Annotated in this window: 14 protein-coding genes and 5 tRNA genes; 13 read left to right on the top strand and 6 right to left on the bottom strand. The window is 64.2% G+C overall.

Annotated elements, in window-relative coordinates; genetic code table 11:
- Window positions 1–3: 3 nt before the first annotated feature.
- Together PYV55_RS06395 and PYV55_RS06400 are read left to right on the top strand one after the other, a co-directional pair.
- The gene (locus PYV55_RS06395) at window positions 4–858 is read left to right on the top strand and encodes a DUF2189 domain-containing protein (RefSeq protein WP_275849841.1); all 855 of its coding nucleotides are present in this window, start codon (window positions 4–6) and stop codon (window positions 856–858) included.
- Window positions 855–1067, top strand: coding sequence for a DUF2788 domain-containing protein (locus PYV55_RS06400; protein ID WP_275849842.1), 213 nt, complete (start codon window positions 855–857; stop codon window positions 1065–1067). Before PYV55_RS06395 ends, PYV55_RS06400 begins: the two co-directional genes overlap by 4 nt.
- Here the strand turns inward: PYV55_RS06400 and hpnE are convergent.
- Window positions 1042–2475, bottom strand: coding sequence for a hydroxysqualene dehydroxylase HpnE (hpnE, locus tag PYV55_RS06405; protein WP_275849893.1), 1434 nt, complete (start codon window positions 2473–2475; stop codon window positions 1042–1044). The genes PYV55_RS06400 and hpnE overlap by 26 nt on opposite strands.
- Window positions 2476–2501: 26 nt before the next feature.
- Window positions 2502–3341, bottom strand: coding sequence for a presqualene diphosphate synthase HpnD (hpnD, locus tag PYV55_RS06410; protein WP_275849843.1), 840 nt, complete (start codon window positions 3339–3341; stop codon window positions 2502–2504).
- Between the two features lie 192 nt (window positions 3342–3533).
- Here hpnD and PYV55_RS06415 point away from each other — a divergent pair, with 192 nt between their 5' ends.
- Complete coding sequence (locus tag PYV55_RS06415; protein WP_275849844.1) at window positions 3534–5234, top strand: methyl-accepting chemotaxis protein; 1701 nt, start codon at window positions 3534–3536, stop codon at window positions 5232–5234.
- 32 nt (window positions 5235–5266) lie between these two features.
- Here PYV55_RS06415 and hpnC read toward each other — a convergent pair whose 3' ends face one another.
- The gene (hpnC, locus tag PYV55_RS06420; protein WP_275849845.1) at window positions 5267–6112 is read right to left on the bottom strand and encodes a squalene synthase HpnC; all 846 of its coding nucleotides are present in this window, start codon (window positions 6110–6112) and stop codon (window positions 5267–5269) included.
- Window positions 6113–6246: 134 nt separating this feature from the next.
- Between hpnC and PYV55_RS06425 the strand changes: the two genes are divergently transcribed.
- From PYV55_RS06425 to PYV55_RS06470, 10 genes are all read left to right on the top strand, one after another.
- A tRNA-Leu gene (locus tag PYV55_RS06425) sits at window positions 6247–6333 on the top strand.
- Window positions 6334–6406: 73 nt separating this feature from the next.
- Window positions 6407–7726 carry a trigger factor gene (gene tig, locus PYV55_RS06430; RefSeq protein ID WP_275849846.1) on the top strand — a complete coding sequence of 440 codons (1320 nt, stop codon included), beginning with the start codon at window positions 6407–6409 and terminating at the stop codon, window positions 7724–7726.
- Between the two features lie 92 nt (window positions 7727–7818).
- Window positions 7819–8427, top strand: coding sequence for an ATP-dependent Clp endopeptidase proteolytic subunit ClpP (clpP, locus tag PYV55_RS06435; protein ID WP_275849847.1), 609 nt, complete (start codon window positions 7819–7821; stop codon window positions 8425–8427).
- Window positions 8428–8511: 84 nt separating this feature from the next.
- The gene (gene clpX, locus PYV55_RS06440; RefSeq protein ID WP_275849848.1) at window positions 8512–9777 is read left to right on the top strand and encodes an ATP-dependent Clp protease ATP-binding subunit ClpX; all 1266 of its coding nucleotides are present in this window, start codon (window positions 8512–8514) and stop codon (window positions 9775–9777) included.
- A gap of 131 nt (window positions 9778–9908) precedes the next feature.
- The gene (lon, locus tag PYV55_RS06445; protein WP_275849849.1) at window positions 9909–12332 is read left to right on the top strand and encodes an endopeptidase La; all 2424 of its coding nucleotides are present in this window, start codon (window positions 9909–9911) and stop codon (window positions 12330–12332) included.
- Between the two features lie 126 nt (window positions 12333–12458).
- Window positions 12459–12534: transfer RNA gene (locus PYV55_RS06450), tRNA-Gly, on the top strand.
- Between the two features lie 42 nt (window positions 12535–12576).
- Window positions 12577–12650, top strand: a tRNA-Cys gene (locus PYV55_RS06455).
- 123 nt (window positions 12651–12773) lie between these two features.
- A tRNA-Gly gene (locus PYV55_RS06460) sits at window positions 12774–12849 on the top strand.
- A gap of 64 nt (window positions 12850–12913) precedes the next feature.
- Window positions 12914–13007, top strand: a tRNA-Leu gene (locus tag PYV55_RS06465).
- 11 nt (window positions 13008–13018) lie between these two features.
- Window positions 13019–13636, top strand: a complete 618-nt coding sequence (locus PYV55_RS06470; RefSeq protein WP_275849850.1) for a DUF6806 family protein — start codon at window positions 13019–13021, stop codon at window positions 13634–13636.
- Window positions 13637–13671: 35 nt separating this feature from the next.
- Here PYV55_RS06470 and murI read toward each other — a convergent pair whose 3' ends face one another.
- From murI to apbC, 3 genes are all read right to left on the bottom strand, one after another.
- Window positions 13672–14529 (bottom strand): glutamate racemase, encoded by an 858-nt coding sequence (gene murI / locus PYV55_RS06475; RefSeq protein ID WP_275849851.1) that lies wholly within the window; start codon window positions 14527–14529, stop codon window positions 13672–13674.
- Between the two features lie 46 nt (window positions 14530–14575).
- On the bottom strand, window positions 14576–16132 hold the full coding sequence (locus PYV55_RS06480; protein ID WP_275849852.1) for a fumarate hydratase: 1557 nt from the start codon (window positions 16130–16132) through the stop codon (window positions 14576–14578).
- 113 nt (window positions 16133–16245) lie between these two features.
- The gene (apbC, locus tag PYV55_RS06485; RefSeq protein WP_275849853.1) at window positions 16246–17337 is read right to left on the bottom strand and encodes an iron-sulfur cluster carrier protein ApbC; all 1092 of its coding nucleotides are present in this window, start codon (window positions 17335–17337) and stop codon (window positions 16246–16248) included.
- Between the last annotated feature and the right edge of the window lie 127 nt (window positions 17338–17464).

Genomic DNA, 17464 nt, shown 5'->3' on the forward strand with positions numbered 1-17464 from the left:
GCCATGCCTTTGTTCCACCCGCCTCCTTTGCCCGCCGTGCGCACCATTGGCTGGATGCAGCCATTGCAGTGGCTCGCGCTCGGCTGGCGCGACATGGCGCGTGCGGGCTGGGTGAGCTTTGCGCACGGGCTGGCGCTGGCTTTGTTCGGCGCGCTCATCGTGGCCGTGGCGCACGACCGTTTTTGGCTGCTGGCCGGGGCCTTGTCGGGCTTCTTGCTCGTCGCGCCCATGCTGGCAACCAGCCTTTATGCGCTGAGCCGCGCGCTCGAGCGGGGCGAGCCGGCCCACTTTGCCACCGTGCGCGCGATCTGGCTGAGCTGGCAGCGCAGCCACCGCGGCGTGTGGGATGGCAGTTACTGGTGCCTGGTGCGCTTCGGTATTTTGCTGTCGCTCGCGGCTACGGGCTGGGTGCTGGTTTCGGCGGCGCTCATCACTTTGCTGGCGCCTGTGCCCATACACACGCCCATGGACTTCATGCGCCACGTGGTGCTCGCACCCGATGGCACGCTGTTTGCGCTCTGGCTTGCGCTCGGCAGCCTGCTCGCGGCGCCGATTTTTGCCTCCAGCGTGGTGTCCATGCCGCTGCTGCTCGACCGCCGCGCGAGCCTGCCGCAGGCCGTGCTCACGAGCTGGCAGGTGGTGGTCGCGAACCCCGGCCCCATGGCGTTTTGGGCGGTGCTGATCGTGGGCTTCACCTTGCTTGGGATGGGCTCGCTGATGCTGGGCCTGATCGCGGTCATTCCGATGCTCGGACATGCGAGCTGGCATGCGTACCGCGATTTGGTGGATGCGTCCAGCCTGCCGCCGCGCGCTTCCTTGAACGCTCCCGCAAACGGCGGGCAGGAGGTGCGCGCGTGATCTTTGGCTATACCGAGGAGCAGCTCGCGAGCTTCTTCCTCACCTACGGGGTGGGGGCGTTCATCCTGTTCATGCTGTTCATCATCGGCCACCTGGCCTGGGAGTCCAAGGCCGGGCGCTTTGGCACGTTCGTGCTGTTTCTGGGGCTGGGCCTGGGTTTCGTCGGCTTTGTGGCCAAGTTCATCATTCAGTGGTGGTTTCAGCGCTAACTCCATGCAAGCACGCAACGGCTTGCCGCCCCGCCGCCGTGCCGCTGCGCACAGCCCCTTCGAGCGTGGCGGGGTAGGGGCCTGCAACGTAGTCCCCGCAGGCCCACAAGCCCGGCAGCACGCACGCGGGCGGGCGCTGCAAGGCGGGCGTGCAGGCGAAGGTGGCGCGTTTTTCGACCACAGTCTGCACGGCGTGCAGCGGGCCCGGCAGGAGGTGTGCGAGTTGCGCCTGCGCCTGTGCGAGCACTTGCCGTTCCATTTCAACGCGCGTGGTGTCGGACGTGTCCGCCGCGCTCACGACGAAAGCCAGCAAGCCCGGCGGCCCGCCGAGCGCGCCGCGGTCGAACACGAACTGCGCGGGCTGCGCGGCGCTGCTGCGCAGGGCGAGCAGCGGCTGCGGCAGCACGCCCCGGCCGGTGGTGCGCGCGGATGCGGTGGATACAAATTTGCCGTCCGGCGCGGTGCATTGCGCATACACGGTAGCGATGGCGGTGTGGCGCAGCGCCTGCGCGCAGGCTGCCCAGGCGTGCAGCGCGGGGCGCTCGGCGGCGGGGGCCGTGTCCGCACAAGCATGCACGAGCCGCGCCGCCGCGCCCGCCGAGGTGGCCAGCACCACGGCGTCGAAGCGTTCGCCGTCGAGCAGCCAGCCTGCGGCCACGCTGGCACCCATGCCGCTTGCATCCTCGCGCACGAGCCGCTGCACGCGCCGCCCCGTGTGCAGCGCGCCGCCGTGCGCGCGCAGCCAGCGCGCCGCGGGCTCGGGGAACAGGCTGCCGAGGTCGGTGCGCGGCAGCAGCAGGTGCGAGCCGCCGCGGCCGCCCAGCAGGCTGTCGTGCAGCACGCGCAAAAACACTGCGCCGCTGGCTTCGTGCACGGGCGTGTTGAGCGCCGACACGCACAGCGGTGCGATGAAGTCTTCCCGCAGCTGCTGCGGCAGCCCTGCGCACAGCTGCGCCACCGTGGCGTGCGGCGCGCAGGCAAAACCGCGGCGCTGCCACGCGGCGGCCAGGCGCAGCAGCGCCCACTTGTCGCGCCAGCGCCAGCCGCGCGCCGTGGCGATGCCCGCGAGCGCGTCCCAGGGCGGCGGCAGGTCGGGCAGCTGCAGGCCGCTGCCGTCGGCAAAGCGCAGCGCGAGCGGCAGGCGCAGCAGTGCGGATTCGGGCGCCACGCCCACGAGGCGCATGAGGCGCAGGCACTCGCCGTAGGCGCCGATCAGAATGTGCTGGCCGTTGTCCAGCGGCCAGCCTGGGTTTTTGGGGTCAAATAGGGATCTAGCCCTTCCACCGATTGCCTGAGCAGCTTCCAGAACGATAGCTTCATGCCCGGCCTGCGCCACGGCCAGGGCCGCGGCCATGCCGGCCCAGCCGGCGCCGACGATGGCAATCTTGCGGCGCACGGGCTTTGCGATCGGACCCACAGGCTTTGCCATCGGGCTCACATGCGCCCGAGCGCCTGCACCTTCCAGGCGAGCCAGAACTTGCGCAGCGGCGTGAGCTGGATGCGCTGGTGCAGCACCTGAAAGTTTTCATGGGCGATCTCGCGCAGCAGCGTGCGGTAGATGCTGGCCATCATCAGGCCGGGCTTTTGCGTGGCGCGGTCGGCCGCGGGCAGCAGCGCCAGCGCCTCGGCGTAGCAGCGCTCGGCGCGCTCGGCCTGAAAGCGCATCAGCGCCGTGAAGCGCTCCGAGTACCGGCCCTGCAAAATCTCGTGCGCCTTCACGTCGAACTGCTGCAACTCGGCCACGGGCAGGTAGATGCGCCCGCGCCGCGCGTCCTCGCCCACGTCGCGGATGATGTTCGTGAGCTGCAGCGCCAGCCCCAGCTGGTGCGCATATTCGGTGGTGCGCGCTTCGGTCTGGCCGAAGATGCGCGCCGCCACCTCGCCCACCACGCCGGCCACGAGGTGGCAGTAGCGCGCCAGGCCCGCAAAGTCGAGGTAGCGCGTTTGCTCCAGGTCCATGCGGCAGCCCTCGATCACGGCCTGCAGGTGGCGCGGTTCTATGCCGTACACGCTGCAGTGGGGTAGCAGCGCCTGCATCACCGGGTGGCTGGGCTGGCCCGCAAAAGTGCGCGCGACCTCGCCCTCCCACCACGCGAGCTTGGTCTGCGCCACACCCGCGTCCGAAACCTCATCGACCACGTCATCGACCGCGCGGCAAAACGCATAAAACGCCGTGATCGCCGCGCGCCGCGGGCGGGGTAGAAACAAAAAAGCGTAGTAAAAACTGCTGCCCGAGGCCAGGGCCTGCTGTTGGACGTATTGCTGCGGCGTCATGGGCTGGGGATTGTCCCATGCGCTCTCAGCAGCAGCCTAACGGCCGCGCCAGTTGCCGCGCCATCGTGCCGCGTCTTCATGAACCATCACGGATATGTTTTTTTGGGATAGTCCTATGGCGCAGGCCGCCCCAGTGGGCTAGGATGTGGTGTTGGTAAAAAAATGTGTCATGAATATTTCTTGTGAGGAACCATGCTCAATAACATCCGCATCACCACCAGGTTTGCTTCCTTCATTGCCATTTATTGGGTCTCTTTCGTTCTGGTTTTGGCTGTGAGTCTTTGGGGGTTAATAAATGCACGCGACAGCCTCAAGGAGGTGCACGAGCAGGCCATGCGACGGGCCTTGCTGGCTGAGGGATCGATTGCCTACACGGTGCAAAACCGCCTGCAGGTGCTGCTTGCCTTCCAGCATGCACCCGACAGTCCTTTGGCCGCCGTGCATGACCATCCCGTGAATGAGCACCTTGATGCGATCGCGGCGACGCGCGCCAAGGCCAATGAGGAGATCAAGGCGCTGGAGGCAGGTATCAGCGACCCGCAGGAACAACAGCTTTTTGCGGCCACGCAAGGCCCGCGCGCGGCTTGGCGAGACAAACTCGATGAAGCCATACGCGCCATCGCCGCGGGTGACTTCAGTCCGCAGGTCATGGCGAAGTTTCTTGCAGCGGGACGCAACGAGGGTGAGGCGGTGGGGCAAACTCTGAGGGCCTTGCGCGATTACCAGACAGCGCGCGCGCAAAAGGCGGCCCAGCGCGCACAGGATCGGTTTGAATTCTCACTGATCTTTTTTGCTCTGGCCACGGTGTTGGGTGGTAGCGCTGCCTCCTACCTGTCGCTGACGACACTTGGTCGTCTGCGCTCGGGCTTTCGCCAGGCGGGCGACGTGGCCGGTGCGATTGCGCGTAACGACCTCACGCATGCGGTGGATGACGACAGCAAGGACGAAATCGGCGTGCTTTTGCGCCACATAGAGACCATGCGCCGCAACCTTGGCGGTGTGATCGGCCAGGTGCGCGTTGGCTCGGACGCGGTGGCAAGCGCCGCGTCGCAGGTCGCGGCGGGCACGCAGGACTTGTCCAGCCGCACCGAAGCGCAGGCGAGCTCGCTCGAACAAACGGCCGCCGCGACCGAAGAGCTCGCGAGCACCGTGCAGCACAACGCCGACAACGCGCAGCAGGCGAGCCAGCTCGCCGCCTCGGCCACCGACGCGGCCCGGCGCGGCGGCCAGGTCGTGGCGCAGGTGGTGGACACCATGGAAGCCATCAGTGATTCCTCGCGCAAGATCGCCGACATCATCGGCGTGATCGACGGCATCGCGTTCCAGACCAACATCCTCGCGCTCAACGCCGCGGTCGAGGCCGCACGCGCGGGTGAGCAGGGGCGCGGCTTTGCCGTGGTGGCCAGTGAGGTGCGCAATCTGGCAGGCCGCAGCGCCGAAGCGGCCAAAGAGGTGCGCGCGCTCATTTCCGAATCGGTCGAAAAGGTCGGCGCCGGCAATGAGCAGGTCAGCGTGGCCGGCCAGACCATGCAGGAGATCGTCGCGGGCATACAGCGCGTGTCCGACATCGTGGGCGAGATCGCCGCGGCGAGCCGCGAGCAATCGGGTGGCATCGCGCAGATCAACCAGGCCGTGACGCACCTCGACAGCGTGACGCAGCAAAACGCCGCGCTGGTCGAGCAGACTTCGGCCGCGTCGAACGCTCTGCAGGAACAGGCGCGCCAGCTCGCGGCGCTCGCGGCGGCGTTCAAGCTCGAAGCGCAAGGCGGGGGCTGGGCCGAGGGTATGGCGGCCCGGGCAACTGGCCGGCTTTCTGCAGGATCCATTCCCCGTGCCGCCTCCCCGGCTCCTGCGGCACTGCACGCTGCGACCGAGCATCCGCGCTTGCAATAAGCCGCCAAGCGCAAAGTGCGGCGCGGCGCGGTTCACATGCGCAGCGCGCGCCACGCCAGCGGCGCGGCATCCCAGGCACGCAGGCGCGGGCGGGTGTGCAAGCTTGCGCCGCGCAGCGCCTGCACCTTGCCCAGCACGCGCAGGCCGCCTTGCACCACCAGGCGCAGCTCCCAGCCCATGCGCCCCGGCACACGGTGCACGAGTTTCATGCCTTTTTGCATGATAGCGCCCGTCCAGTCTGCGTAATCAGCTATCAAATTCGATATTTCCGGCGTCAGGCGCAGGGCCAGCACATCCGCCTGCTGCACGCTGTGGCGCGCGCAGTCTGCGGCGCAAAGGTAGTAGCGCCCGCGCGGAATATCGACGCTCAAGTCCTGCCAGAAGTTGATGAGCTGCAGCGCCGTGCAGATGGCGTCGCTCTCTTGCTGGGCCGCGGCGTCGTGCACGTCGTAGAGGTGCAGCAGCAGCCGCCCAATCGGGTTGGCCGAGCGGCGGCAGTAATCGAGCAGTTCGGCGCGGTTGGCGTAGCCGGTGCCGGCACGGGTTTTTTCCACGTCCTGGCGAAAGGCGTCGAGCAAGTCCGCCAGCAGGGGCACGGGCAGCTGGTGGCGTTGCAATGCCCACTGCAGCGGGCCGAACACCGCCGCCCAGCGCGGCGCCGGCGGCTGGCCCGCAGCCACGGCGTGCAGCTCGGCGGCATAGGCGGACAGGTCGGCAAGGCGCTCGGCGGCCGAGGTGTGGCCTTCATCGGCAATATCGTCGGCCGTGCGCGCGAAGTGGTAGATCGCCGCAATCGCCGGTCGCAGCCGCGGCGGGCACAGCAGCGAGGCGACGGGGAAGTTCTCGTAGTGGGTGATGGGCGCTGAAGGGGGAGGCACGCGGCGATTGTCCGCCAAAGCATCGGGGGCCTGCGCTGAGGGATAAGCTGCATGCGCGCTCAGGCTAAAATATCCAGTTGACCGATTCACAGAGAGGCGGCTGGCATTGCCTGCCGCCTGTTCGTTTGTAAACCGCGCGGGTGGCGAAATTGGTAGACGCACCAGGTTTAGGTCCTGACGCCAGCAATGGTGTGGGGGTTCGAGTCCCCCCCCGCGCACCATCCATGTGTGATCTGCGGCATTTTCCATGCACTGCGAAGCCGCTGCACTTGCACAGCCCCACGAGGAATAAAAATGGCCGTCACCGTCGAAACCCTTGAAAAGCTCGAGCGCAAGATCACGCTCAGCCTGCCCATGAGCAGCATCCAGTCCGAAGTCGAAAACCGCCTCAAGCGCTTGGCGCGCACCGTGAAGATGGACGGCTTTCGCCCCGGCAAGGTGCCGCTGAGCGTGGTGTCGCAGCGCTACGGCTACTCGGTGCAGTACGAAGTCATCAACGACAAGGTCGGCGAGGCCTTCACCAGCGCCGCCAACGAGGCCAACCTGCGCGTCGCCGGCCAGCCGCGCATCACCGAAAAAGAAGGCGCCCCTGAGGGCGAAGTTGCGTTCGACGCCGTGTTCGAAGTGTTCCCTGAAGTTCAAATCGCCGACCTGTCCGCAGCGCAGCTCGAGAAGTTCACCGCCGCAGTGGACGAAGCCGCGATCGACCGCACCATAGACATTCTGCGCAAGCAGCGGCGCAGCTTTGCCGAGCGCGCACTCGATGCTGTAGCGCAGGATGGCGACCGCGTCACGGTCGACTTCGAAGGCAAGATCGACGGCGAACCCTTCGAAGGTGGCAAGGCCGAAGACTTCCAATTCATCATCGGCGAAGGCCAGATGCTCAAGGAATTCGAAGACGCCGTGCGCGGCATGAAGGTCGGCGAAAGCAAGACCTTCCCGCTTGCCTTCCCCGAGGACTACCACGGCAAGGACGTGGCCGGCAAGACGGCCGACTTCCTGGTCACGGTCAAAAAGATGGAGGCCGGGCACCTGCCCGAGATCGATGAAGCCTTCGTGCGTTCGCTGGGCATTGCCGACGGCAGTATCGAGGGTCTGCGCGCCGACATCCGCAAAAATCTCGAGCGCGAAGTCAAGGCGCGGCTGCAGGCGCGCAACAAGCAGGCCGTGATGGACCTGCTGGTGACGCAGGCCGAGCTCGACTTGCCCAAAGCCAGCGTAGATGCCGAAATCGCCCGCCTGCGCGAAGACATGCTGGCCGACCTCAAACAGCGCGGCATGAAGGACGTCGAAAAGTTCCAGGCCCAACTGCCCGACGACATCTTTCGTGAGCAAGCCGAGCGCCGCGTGCGCCTCGGGCTGATCGTGGTTGAACTGGTGCGAGCCAACCAGCTCGATCCCAAGCCCGAGCAGGTCAAGGCCCATGTCGAAGAGCTGGCCTCGAGCTACGAGCACCCCGAAGAGGTCGTGCGCTGGTATTACTCGAATCCTGAGCGTATGACCACCGTCGAGGCTTTGGTGCTCGAAAACAACGTGACGGATTTCGTGCTCGGCAAGGCGCAGGTCACGGAAAAAACGCTGTCCTTCGACGACCTGATGGGGCAGCAGGGCTGATCCTGGTTTGATTTTTGCGTGGGGCTTGTGCAAGCTGGCACAAGCCCCAATTCATTTTCTGGGTACAGTATGCCTCTATCACAGGAGAACACATGAGCGCGTTGGACACACAAGGTTTGGGCATGGTCCCCATGGTCATAGAGCAATCTGGCCGGGGCGAGCGCGCCTACGATATTTATTCTCGTCTGCTCAAGGAGCGCGTCATTTTTTTGGTGGGTCCGGTGAATGACCAGACGGCCAATCTGGTGGTGGCGCAGCTGCTGTTCCTCGAGAGCGAAAACCCGGAAAAGGACATTTCCCTCTACATCAATTCCCCGGGCGGCTCGGTGAGTGCCGGTTTGGCAATTTTCGACACCATGAATTTCATCAAGCCGGATGTTTCCACGCTGTGCATAGGCCTTGCGGCAAGCATGGGGGCCTTTTTGCTGACTGCTGGTGCCAAGGGAAAGCGCTTCACGCTCCCGAATTCCAAGGTCATGATCCACCAGCCCTTGGGTGGCATGCAAGGCCAGGCGACCGAGATCGAGATCCACGCCCGCGAAATCCTCAAGACGCGCGAGCAACTCAACAACATCCTGGCCGAGCGCACCGGCCAGCCGCTCGAAAAAATCGAGCGCGACACCGAGCGCGACTATTTCCTCACGGCCGATGAGGCCAAGGACTATGGGCTTGTGGACCAGGTCATCAGCAAGCGCGGCTAAGCTTGAACTGCGGCATTTCCCTTGGGAGTAGCCGCTTCGTTTTGGTTATCATCATTCCAAGATTTTGTTACAAGGCATCGTTCCATGGCCGATAAAAAAGGCGTTTCCAGCGAAAAAACGCTTTACTGCTCTTTCTGCGGCAAGAGTCAGCATGAAGTGAAAAAGCTCATTGCCGGCCCGTCGGTCTTCATCTGCGACGAGTGCATAGACCTGTGCAACGAGATCATTCGCGATGAACTGCCCGTGGACGAGCTTGCGCGCGAAGGGCGCAAGGACTTGCCCACGCCGGCCGAAATCAAGGCCAACCTGGACCAGTACGTCATCGACCAGGACATCGCCAAGCGCACCCTGGCCGTGGCCGTTTACAACCACTACAAGCGCCTGCGCCACAAGGACAAAGCGCGCAAGGATGCGGTGGAGCTGGCCAAGAGCAACATCCTGCTGATCGGCCCCACGGGCTCGGGCAAGACGCTGCTGGCGCAGACGTTGGCGCGCGTGCTCGACGTTCCCTTCGTGATGGCCGACGCGACCACGCTCACCGAGGCGGGCTACGTCGGCGAAGATGTGGAAAACATCATCCAAAAGCTTTTGCAAAGCTGCAACTACGACGTCGAGCGCGCCCAGCGCGGCATCGTCTATATCGACGAAATCGACAAAATTTCGCGCAAATCCGACAATCCTTCCATCACACGCGACGTTTCGGGCGAGGGCGTGCAGCAGGCACTGCTCAAGCTCATCGAGGGCACGATGGCGAGCGTGCCTCCGCAAGGCGGGCGCAAGCATCCGAACCAGGATTTTTTGCAGATCGACACGACCAATATCCTGTTCATCTGCGGTGGCGCGTTTGCCGGGCTGGAAAAAGTCATCGAAAGCCGCACCGAGGCTTCCGGCATAGGCTTTGGTGCCACGGTCAAGAGCAAGAAGCAGCGCTCCCTGAGCGAGGTGTTCACCGAAATCGAGCCTGAAGACCTGATCAAGTTCGGCCTGATCCCCGAACTCGTGGGCCGCATGCCCGTAGTGGCCGCGCTCGCCGAACTCAACGAAGACGCGCTCGTGCGCATCCTGACCGAGCCCAAGAATGCGCTGGTCAAGCAATACAGCCAATTGCTCTCCATGGAGGGGGTGGAGCTCGAGGTGCGCCCCACCGCCCTGAAGGCCATCGCCCGCAAGGCCCTCGCGCGCAAGACCGGCGCACGTGGCCTGCGCTCCATTCTCGAGCAGGCGCTCATGAACACCATGTTCGAATTGCCCAACATGAGCAATGTCGAGAAGGTAGTGGTTGATGAGAACACGATCGAAGAAAACAAGCCGCCTCTGCTCGTTTATCGCGAGGCTGCGAAAAAGGCCTGAGAGCGGCCCTGGCCGCTGACAAGCAGGCGACCTTGGTTCTTTGGGCTGGTTTGCGTTCAGTGGCAGGTTGCGCAGGGGATTGAAAATCCCCAGGCCCAGGCCATATTCGATCACATTCGATAAGGATTCATATGTCCGGATACAAACAGCTCCCCGCCACACCCCTGGACCTGCCACTTCTGCCCTTGCGTGACGTGGTGGTTTTTCCTCACATGGTGATCCCGCTCTTCGTGGGCCGCCCCAAGAGCATCAAAGCACTCGAGCTGGCCATGGAGTCCGACCGGCGCATCATGCTGGTCGCGCAAAAGGCCGCAGCCAAGGATGAGCCTGCGGTGGGCGACATGTTCGACATGGGCGCCGTTTCCACCATTTTGCAAATGCTCAAACTGCCCGATGGCACCGTCAAAGTGCTCGTCGAAGGGCAGCAGCGGGCAAGGGTTGACTCCATCGCGGATGAGCAAACCCATTTCGTCGCTACCGTGTCCCCAGTCGAGCTGCAAGAGACGCTGGATTCGAGCGAACTTGAGGCCCTGCGGCGCGCCTTGCTGCAAGAGTTCGATCAGTACGTCAAGCTCAACAAGAAGATTCCGCCGGAGATTTTGACGTCCATCGCGAGCATTGACGATGCTGGTCGCCTCGCCGACACGATTGCCGCCCACCTGCCGCTCAAGCTCGAAAACAAGCAGGCGGTGCTTGACCTTGCCGACGTCAAGGAGCGGCTCGAAAACCTGTTCGAGCAGTTGCACCGCGAGGTCGAAATCCTGAACGTGGACAAGCGCATCCGTGGCCGCGTCAAGCGCCAGATGGAGAAAAACCAGCGCGATTTCTACCTCAACGAGCAGGTCAAGGCCATCCAGAAAGAACTCGGCGAAGGCGAAGAGGGCGCAGACCTCGAAGAACTCGAGAAAAAGATCAAGGGCGCCAAGATGCCTGCCGAGGCACGCAAAAAGGCCGAGGGCGAGCTCAAGAAGCTCAAGCTCATGTCGCCCATGTCCGCCGAGGCCACGGTGGTGCGCAACTACATCGACGTGCTCATAGGCATGCCCTGGAGCAAAAAGACCAAGATCAAGCACGATCTCGGGTATGCAGAAGATGTGCTCAACCAAGACCATTATGGTCTCGACAAGGTCAAGGATCGCATCCTCGAGTACCTTGCCGTGCAGCAGCGCGTGGACAAGGTCAAGGCACCCATTCTGTGCCTCGTCGGCCCACCGGGCGTGGGCAAGACCTCGCTCGGTCAATCGATCGCCAAGGCGACGGGGCGCAAATACGTGCGCATGGCCCTGGGTGGCATGCGCGACGAGGCCGAGATCCGTGGCCACCGCCGCACTTACATCGGCGCGCTGCCGGGCAAAGTGCTGCAAAACCTTTCCAAGGTGAAAACGCGCAATCCGTTGTTCCTGCTCGACGAGATCGACAAGCTCGGCATGGACTTCCGCGGTGACCCATCGAGTGCGTTGCTCGAGGTGCTCGACCCCGAGCAGAACCACGCGTTCTCCGACCACTATGTAGAGGTCGACTTCGACCTGAGTGACGTGATGTTCGTGGCGACTTCCAACTCCATGAACATCCCGCCCGCTTTGCTCGACCGCATGGAGGTGATTCGCCTGTCGGGCTACACCGAAGACGAAAAGGTCAACATCGCGATGCGCTACCTGCTGCCCAAGCAGCTCAAGAACAATGGCCTCAAGGAAGAGGAGTTGCTCATCACCGAGGCGGCCGTGCGCGACATCGTGCGGTACTACACACGCGAGGCCGGTGTGCGCTCGCTCGAGCGCGAGCTCTCGAAAATCTGCCGCAAGGTGGTCAAGGGCTTGCTGCTCAAGAAGCTGACGCCGCAGGTCGTGGTCGGCCCCGATGAGTTGCCCGAATATCTTGGCGTGCGCAAATACACGTATGGCCGTGCCGAGGAGCAAAACCAGGTGGGGCAGGTCGTGGGGTTGGCCTGGACGGAGGTCGGCGGCGATCTGCTGACCATAGAGGCAGCGACCATGCGGGGCAAAGGCAACATCATCCGTACCGGTTCGCTCGGGGACGTCATGAAGGAGTCCGTCGAAGCCGCGCGCACCGTGGTGCGCAGCCGCGCGCGCAAGCTCGGAATCAGTGACGAAGCCTTCGAAAAGCGCGATGTGCACATCCACGTGCCCGATGGCGCCACGCCCAAGGACGGCCCGAGTGCAGGCATCGCCATGACCACGGCGCTCGTCTCGGCGCTCACGGGGATTCCTGTGCGCGGTGACGTGGCCATGACGGGGGAAATCACCCTGCGCGGCGAAGTCACGGCCATTGGTGGCCTCAAGGAAAAGCTGCTCGCAGCCTTGCGCGGGGGCATCAAGACGGTGCTGATTCCCGAAGAAAACGTGAAGGACTTGCAGGAAATTCCAGACAACGTCAAGAGCGGCCTGGAAATCGTTCCGGTGCGCTGGATTGACAAGGTGCTCGAGGTGGCCTTGGAGCGCAAGCCCAGCCCTCTGCCCGAAGAGGAGGCCGCGTTGATTGCGCCAGCGGCAGGAACGGCAGCAGTGACGGGAACGGCTGATGCCTTGAAGCATTGAGTCTGCAGCGTTGTCAAGCATAGAAAAGGGCCGCGAGAGTGCGGCCCTTTTCTTTTTTGAGCATCAAATACGTTAGAATCTGGCGCAACGGAGCAAACGGCATATAATGGCGGGCTTCGGTTAAATGCGGGAATAGCTCAGTTGGTAGAGCGCAACCTTGCCAAGGTTGAGGTCGCGAGTTCGAGCCTCGTTTCCCGCTCCAGATGCTGCAAAAGAGACAGGGTTTCTTTGCACAAAAGCCCAGGGCGCGGTAGCAAAGCGGTTATGCACCGGATTGCAAATCCGTGTAGGTCGGTTCGACTCCGGCCCGCGCCTCCACTGGTATTGGTGTTCGGAAAGATGCCTGACCAGGGACTTCAGCGTCCAAGGGCGTGAAAATGGCAGTATAATTTTGAGTTCCAGGTGTGCAAAGAAGATCAGGCGGAGTGCACCGGAAACCATGCGGGAATAGCTCAGTTGGTAGAGCGCAACCTTGCCAAGGTTGAGGTCGCGAGTTCGAGCCTCGTTTCCCGCTCCAATATCGCAAGGGAAGCCCAGGCTTCCCTTTTTTCTTGGGCCATGGCCAGTGGCTGTCGGCCTGAGCCCCGATGGTGAAATTGGTAGACACAGCGGACTTAAAATCCGCCGCTTACCTGCATAAGGGGCGTGCCGGTTCGATCCCGGCTCGGGGCACCAGGGTGAAAATCATGTCAAGTTACAACGCTCCCTTTGAAATCCATGTGCACGGCCAGGTGTCTCTGCGGGCCGATGTGCGCTTTGAGCAGTTGCAACAGGCGCTCAAGCCGCTGTGGAAGTACGCCGGAGCGCGCTCCTTGGCTGATGGCGCCGCCAGCCTTTACGAAGAAGAGCCTGGCATCCAGTTCGACCCCAAAGAACATGTGCTGCAGATGTGCTGGACGGTGCAGGGGGATGAGGACTTTCGCCAATCGCTCGACGACCTGTGCATGGGCCTCAACGAGCTCGCCGAGAGCGGTGCAGCCATAGAGGTGAGCTTTTACGACATCGAGTTCGACGAGGAAGAGGAAGACGACGGCACAGAAGCGCGTGACGATTTTCTGATGCTCTTTGTCGGCCCCACGCCTGCGGCCATCATGCAGGTGCAGCGCGACCTGCTCGTGCAGGACGTGGTGAACCTCATGGAGCGCCACTTTGACGCATCCGAGCTCGGCGGGGTGGTGGCCGAGATCGACAAGCTTTTCACGCAGCGTTTCGATGCGCTCGTCAATTCGCTAGAGATCAGCAAGCCGCCGCGCGGCCCGGGCGGCGGCCATGGCGGCGGACGCCGTCCGCGCCATTTGCACTGAGCTTGCCGAACATTCCCGCGCACCCGCCTGCGGTATCAAGCCAAGTTGACGCGCTCGCACTGCTGCGCGGGCAGTTGCAGCCAGCGCTGCGCCGCGGCTTGCAGGGGGGGCAGTGCGCCGGTGGTCAGCAATTGCACGGCACCAGCGGTATCTCCCGACAAGGATTCCGGCGCCAGTGCCGCAGCTTGCGCCAGCAAACGTCGGGTCTGCCGCGCCACGGGAGCTCCGGTGTCGATGATCTGCACCTGCGGGCCGACGAGCTCGCGCAAAGTGGGCAGCGCAAAGACGTAGTGCGTGCAGCCGAGCACCAGTGTGTCTATCTCGCCAATTTCGGTGCCAAATCGACCCATAGCGCTGATGTAGCGCGCGCAAAGTGCTCTCACTTCAGGAGTTTCGGCGCCTGCGCACAAGGGTTGCTCGGTGCTGCGCTCTATGGCATGGGCCAGGCCGTCGCAGGCCTGGAGGATGAATTCAGCCTGCCCGGCGAGGGCGGCGTGCAACCTGCGGAATTTGTCACTGCCTAGGGTGCCGCGTGTGCCGATCACGCCGATGCGCCTGGTCTGGCTCAGCTGCACGGCCGGCTTGAGCGCGGGCTCCACGCCCACGAGCGGCAAGTCGGGGTGGCTGCTGCGCACCTCGTGGATGGCGGCGGCGGTGGCCGTGTTGCATGCGACCACCAGGGCCTTGATGCGGTGCTGCGCGCGCAAATAGGCGGTGATCGCGTGCGTGCGCTGCGCGACGAAGCGCGCCTCGCGCTCGCCGTAGGGGGCGTGGCCGCTGTCGGCCAGATAGACGAAGCGCTCGTGCGGCAACTCGGCACGCAACGCGCGCAGCACGCTCAGGCCGCCGATGCCGCTGTCGAAGACGCCTATGGGACGCTCGGCAAGAGGCATGGACGCTGGCTGCATGAAGTGGTGCGCCCGGGGTGCGCTCAGCCTTTCAGGCCTGGGCGATGCCAATGCCTTTGAACTCGCCCGTGGCGATGCGTTGCTGCCACTCGGCCGGGCCGATGGTGTGCACGCTGGTGCCCGTGGAGTCCACCGCTACGGTGACGGGCATGTCCACCACGTCGAACTCATAAATGGCTTCCATACCCAAATCCTCGAAGCCCACCACCCTGGCTTTTTTGATGGCTTTGCTGACCAGATAGGCGGCGCCGCCTACGGCCATGAGGTAGGCGCTGCGGTGCTTTTTGATCGCCTCGATCGCCACTGGGCCACGTTCGGCCTTGCCTACCATGGCGATGAGCCCCGTCTGGCTCAGCATCATCTCGGTGAATTTGTCCATGCGCGTCGCTGTCGTGGGGCCTGCGGGGCCGACGACTTCGTCGCGCACCGGATCGACGGGGCCGACGTAGTAGATCACGCGGTTGGTGAAGTCGACCGGCAGCTTTTCGCCCTTGGCCAGCATGTCCTGGATGCGCTTGTGTGCGGCATCACGGCCGGTGAGCATCTTGCCGTTGAGCAGCAGGGTCTGGCCGGGTTTCCAGCTGGCGACTTCCTGGGGCGTGAGCGTGTCGAGGTTCACGCGCTTGCTCTTTTCGGTGTCGGGGTGCCAGTCCACCTTGGGCCACAGGTCCAGGCTCGGCGGGTCGAGATAGACCGGCCCCGAGCCGTCCAGCACGAAATGCGCGTGGCGCGTGGCCGCGCAGTTCGGAATCATGGCCACGGGCTTGCTCGCCGCGTGCGTGGGGTACATCGCGATCTTCACGTCGAGCACGGTGGTCAGCCCACCCAGGCCCTGCGCGCCTATGCCCAGGGCGTTGACCTTTTCGAACAGCTCCAGGCGCAGTTCCTCGACGCGGTCGAGCTTTGCGCCCGAAGCGGCCTTGGCTTGCAACTCGTACATGTCCAGGTCGTCCATCAGGCTTTGCTTGGCCAGCAGCGCGGCTTTTTCTGCGGTGCCGCCTATGCCTATGCCCAGCATGCCCGGCGGGCACCAGCCGGCGCCCATGGTGGGCACGGTCTTGAGCACCCATTCGACGAGGTCGTCGTTGGGGTTGAGCATGGCGAGCTTGGACTTGTTTTCCGAGCCACCGCCCTTGGCCGCGACGGTGACATCGACGGTGTTGCCGGGCACGATCTCGGTGAAGATCACCGCAGGGGTGTTGTCCTTGGTGTTTTTGCGCTCGAACTGCGGGTCGGCCACGACGGAGGCACGCAGCGTGTTGTCCGGGTCGTTGTAGGCGCGGCGCACGCCCTCGTTGATGGCGTCGTCGAGGCTGCCGGTAAAGCCCTCCCAGCGCACGTCCATGCCCACTTTCAGGAATACGTTGACGATGCCCGTGTCCTGGCAGATCGGGCGGTGGCCCATGGCGCTCATTTTGCTGTTGGTGAGGATCTGTGCCATCGCGTCCTTGGCCGCGGGGCTTTGTTCGCGCTCGTAGGCGCGGGCCAGATGCTCGATGTAGTCGGCGGGGTGGTAGTAGCTGATGTATTGCAGCGCGCCGGCGATGGATGCGATCAGGTCGTCCTGGCGGATGGTGGTCGTGGTCATGGCAGGTGGTGATGTGAAGAGAAGGGCGAGAGAAGGGCGAGAGAAGGACGGGCAGGATTATCTCTCTGCGCCCATGCAGGAGGCGCCCGCCGACGGTGGCGGGCGCGCGGCCTTCAGCTGCCTTGCTGCACGTTGATGGGCGGGAACTTGGCCGAATAGTCCTTGCCCTGCAGCGCGATGCGTGCGGCCACGTTGCGCGCGATGTGCCGGTAGGTTTGCGCGGCCTCGGAGGTCGGGTCGGCCACCACGGTGGGCTGGCCGCGGTCGGCTTGCTCGCGGATGCGCAGGTCCAGCGGCAGCGCGCCCAGGTAGGGCAGGCCGCATTCGGCGGCCATTCTCTTGCCGCCTTCGGCGCCGAAGATGTGCTCGGCGTGGCCGCACTGGCTGCACACGTGCACGGCCATGTTTTCGACGATGCCGAGGATGGGTACGCCAACTTTTTCGAACATGGTGATGCCTTTGCGCGCGTCGAGCAGCGCGATGTCCTGTGGCGTGGTGACGATCACCGCGCCCGTCACCGGCGTGCGTTGGCTCAGCGTGAGCTGGATGTCGCCGGTGCCGGGCGGCATGTCGACGATGAGGTAATCGAGCCCCTGCCAGTGCGTCTGGCGCAGCAGTTGTTCGAGCGCCTGCGTGGCCATGGGGCCGCGCCAGATCATGGCCTGCTCGGGCTCGACCAGAAAGCCGATCGACATGACTTGCAAACCGTGGTTTTGCAGCGGCTCCATGGTTTTGCCGTCCAGGCTTTGCGGCTTGCCGCTGAGGCCCAGCATCATGGGCTGGCTCGGGCCGTAGATGTCGGCGTCGAGCACGCCCACGCGCGCGCCTTCGGCCGCGAGCGCGAGCGCGAGGTTCGCGGCGGTGGTGCTCTTGCCCACGCCGCCCTTGGCCGAGGCCACGGCGATGATGTTTTTCACTTCGGGTAGCAAGGGCACGCCGCGCTGCACCGCATGTGCCTGCACGCGGCTCGTGATCTGCACCTGCACCTGCTGCACGCCGGGCACGCTGCGGGCCGCGGCTGCGAGGCTTTGCTGCAAGGCGGGAACGAGGCTTTGCGCGGGGTAGCCGAGTTCGAGCTCGAAGGACACATTGCCGCCATCGACGCGCAGATTGCGCAGCGCGCGCGTGCTGACGTAGTCCTGGTCGGTGTGGGGGTCGCGCACCTGCGCGAGGGCCTGCAAAAGCGTTTCAGTGCGGACGGTCATGCGAAAAATCCGAAAAGTGCCAAGGGTGAAGGAAAGGCGCGATTGTCCGCGCTCCGTGCCCAGAGCGCGCAAACACCTGCGGCGCATGGTGTTGCTCGAGGCGCGCGATGCGGCGAGGTGCTGTGCG

Origin of the sequence: Extensimonas soli (assembly GCF_029211265.1) — a bacterium.
Classification (GTDB): domain Bacteria; phylum Pseudomonadota; class Gammaproteobacteria; order Burkholderiales; family Burkholderiaceae_C; genus Extensimonas; species Extensimonas soli.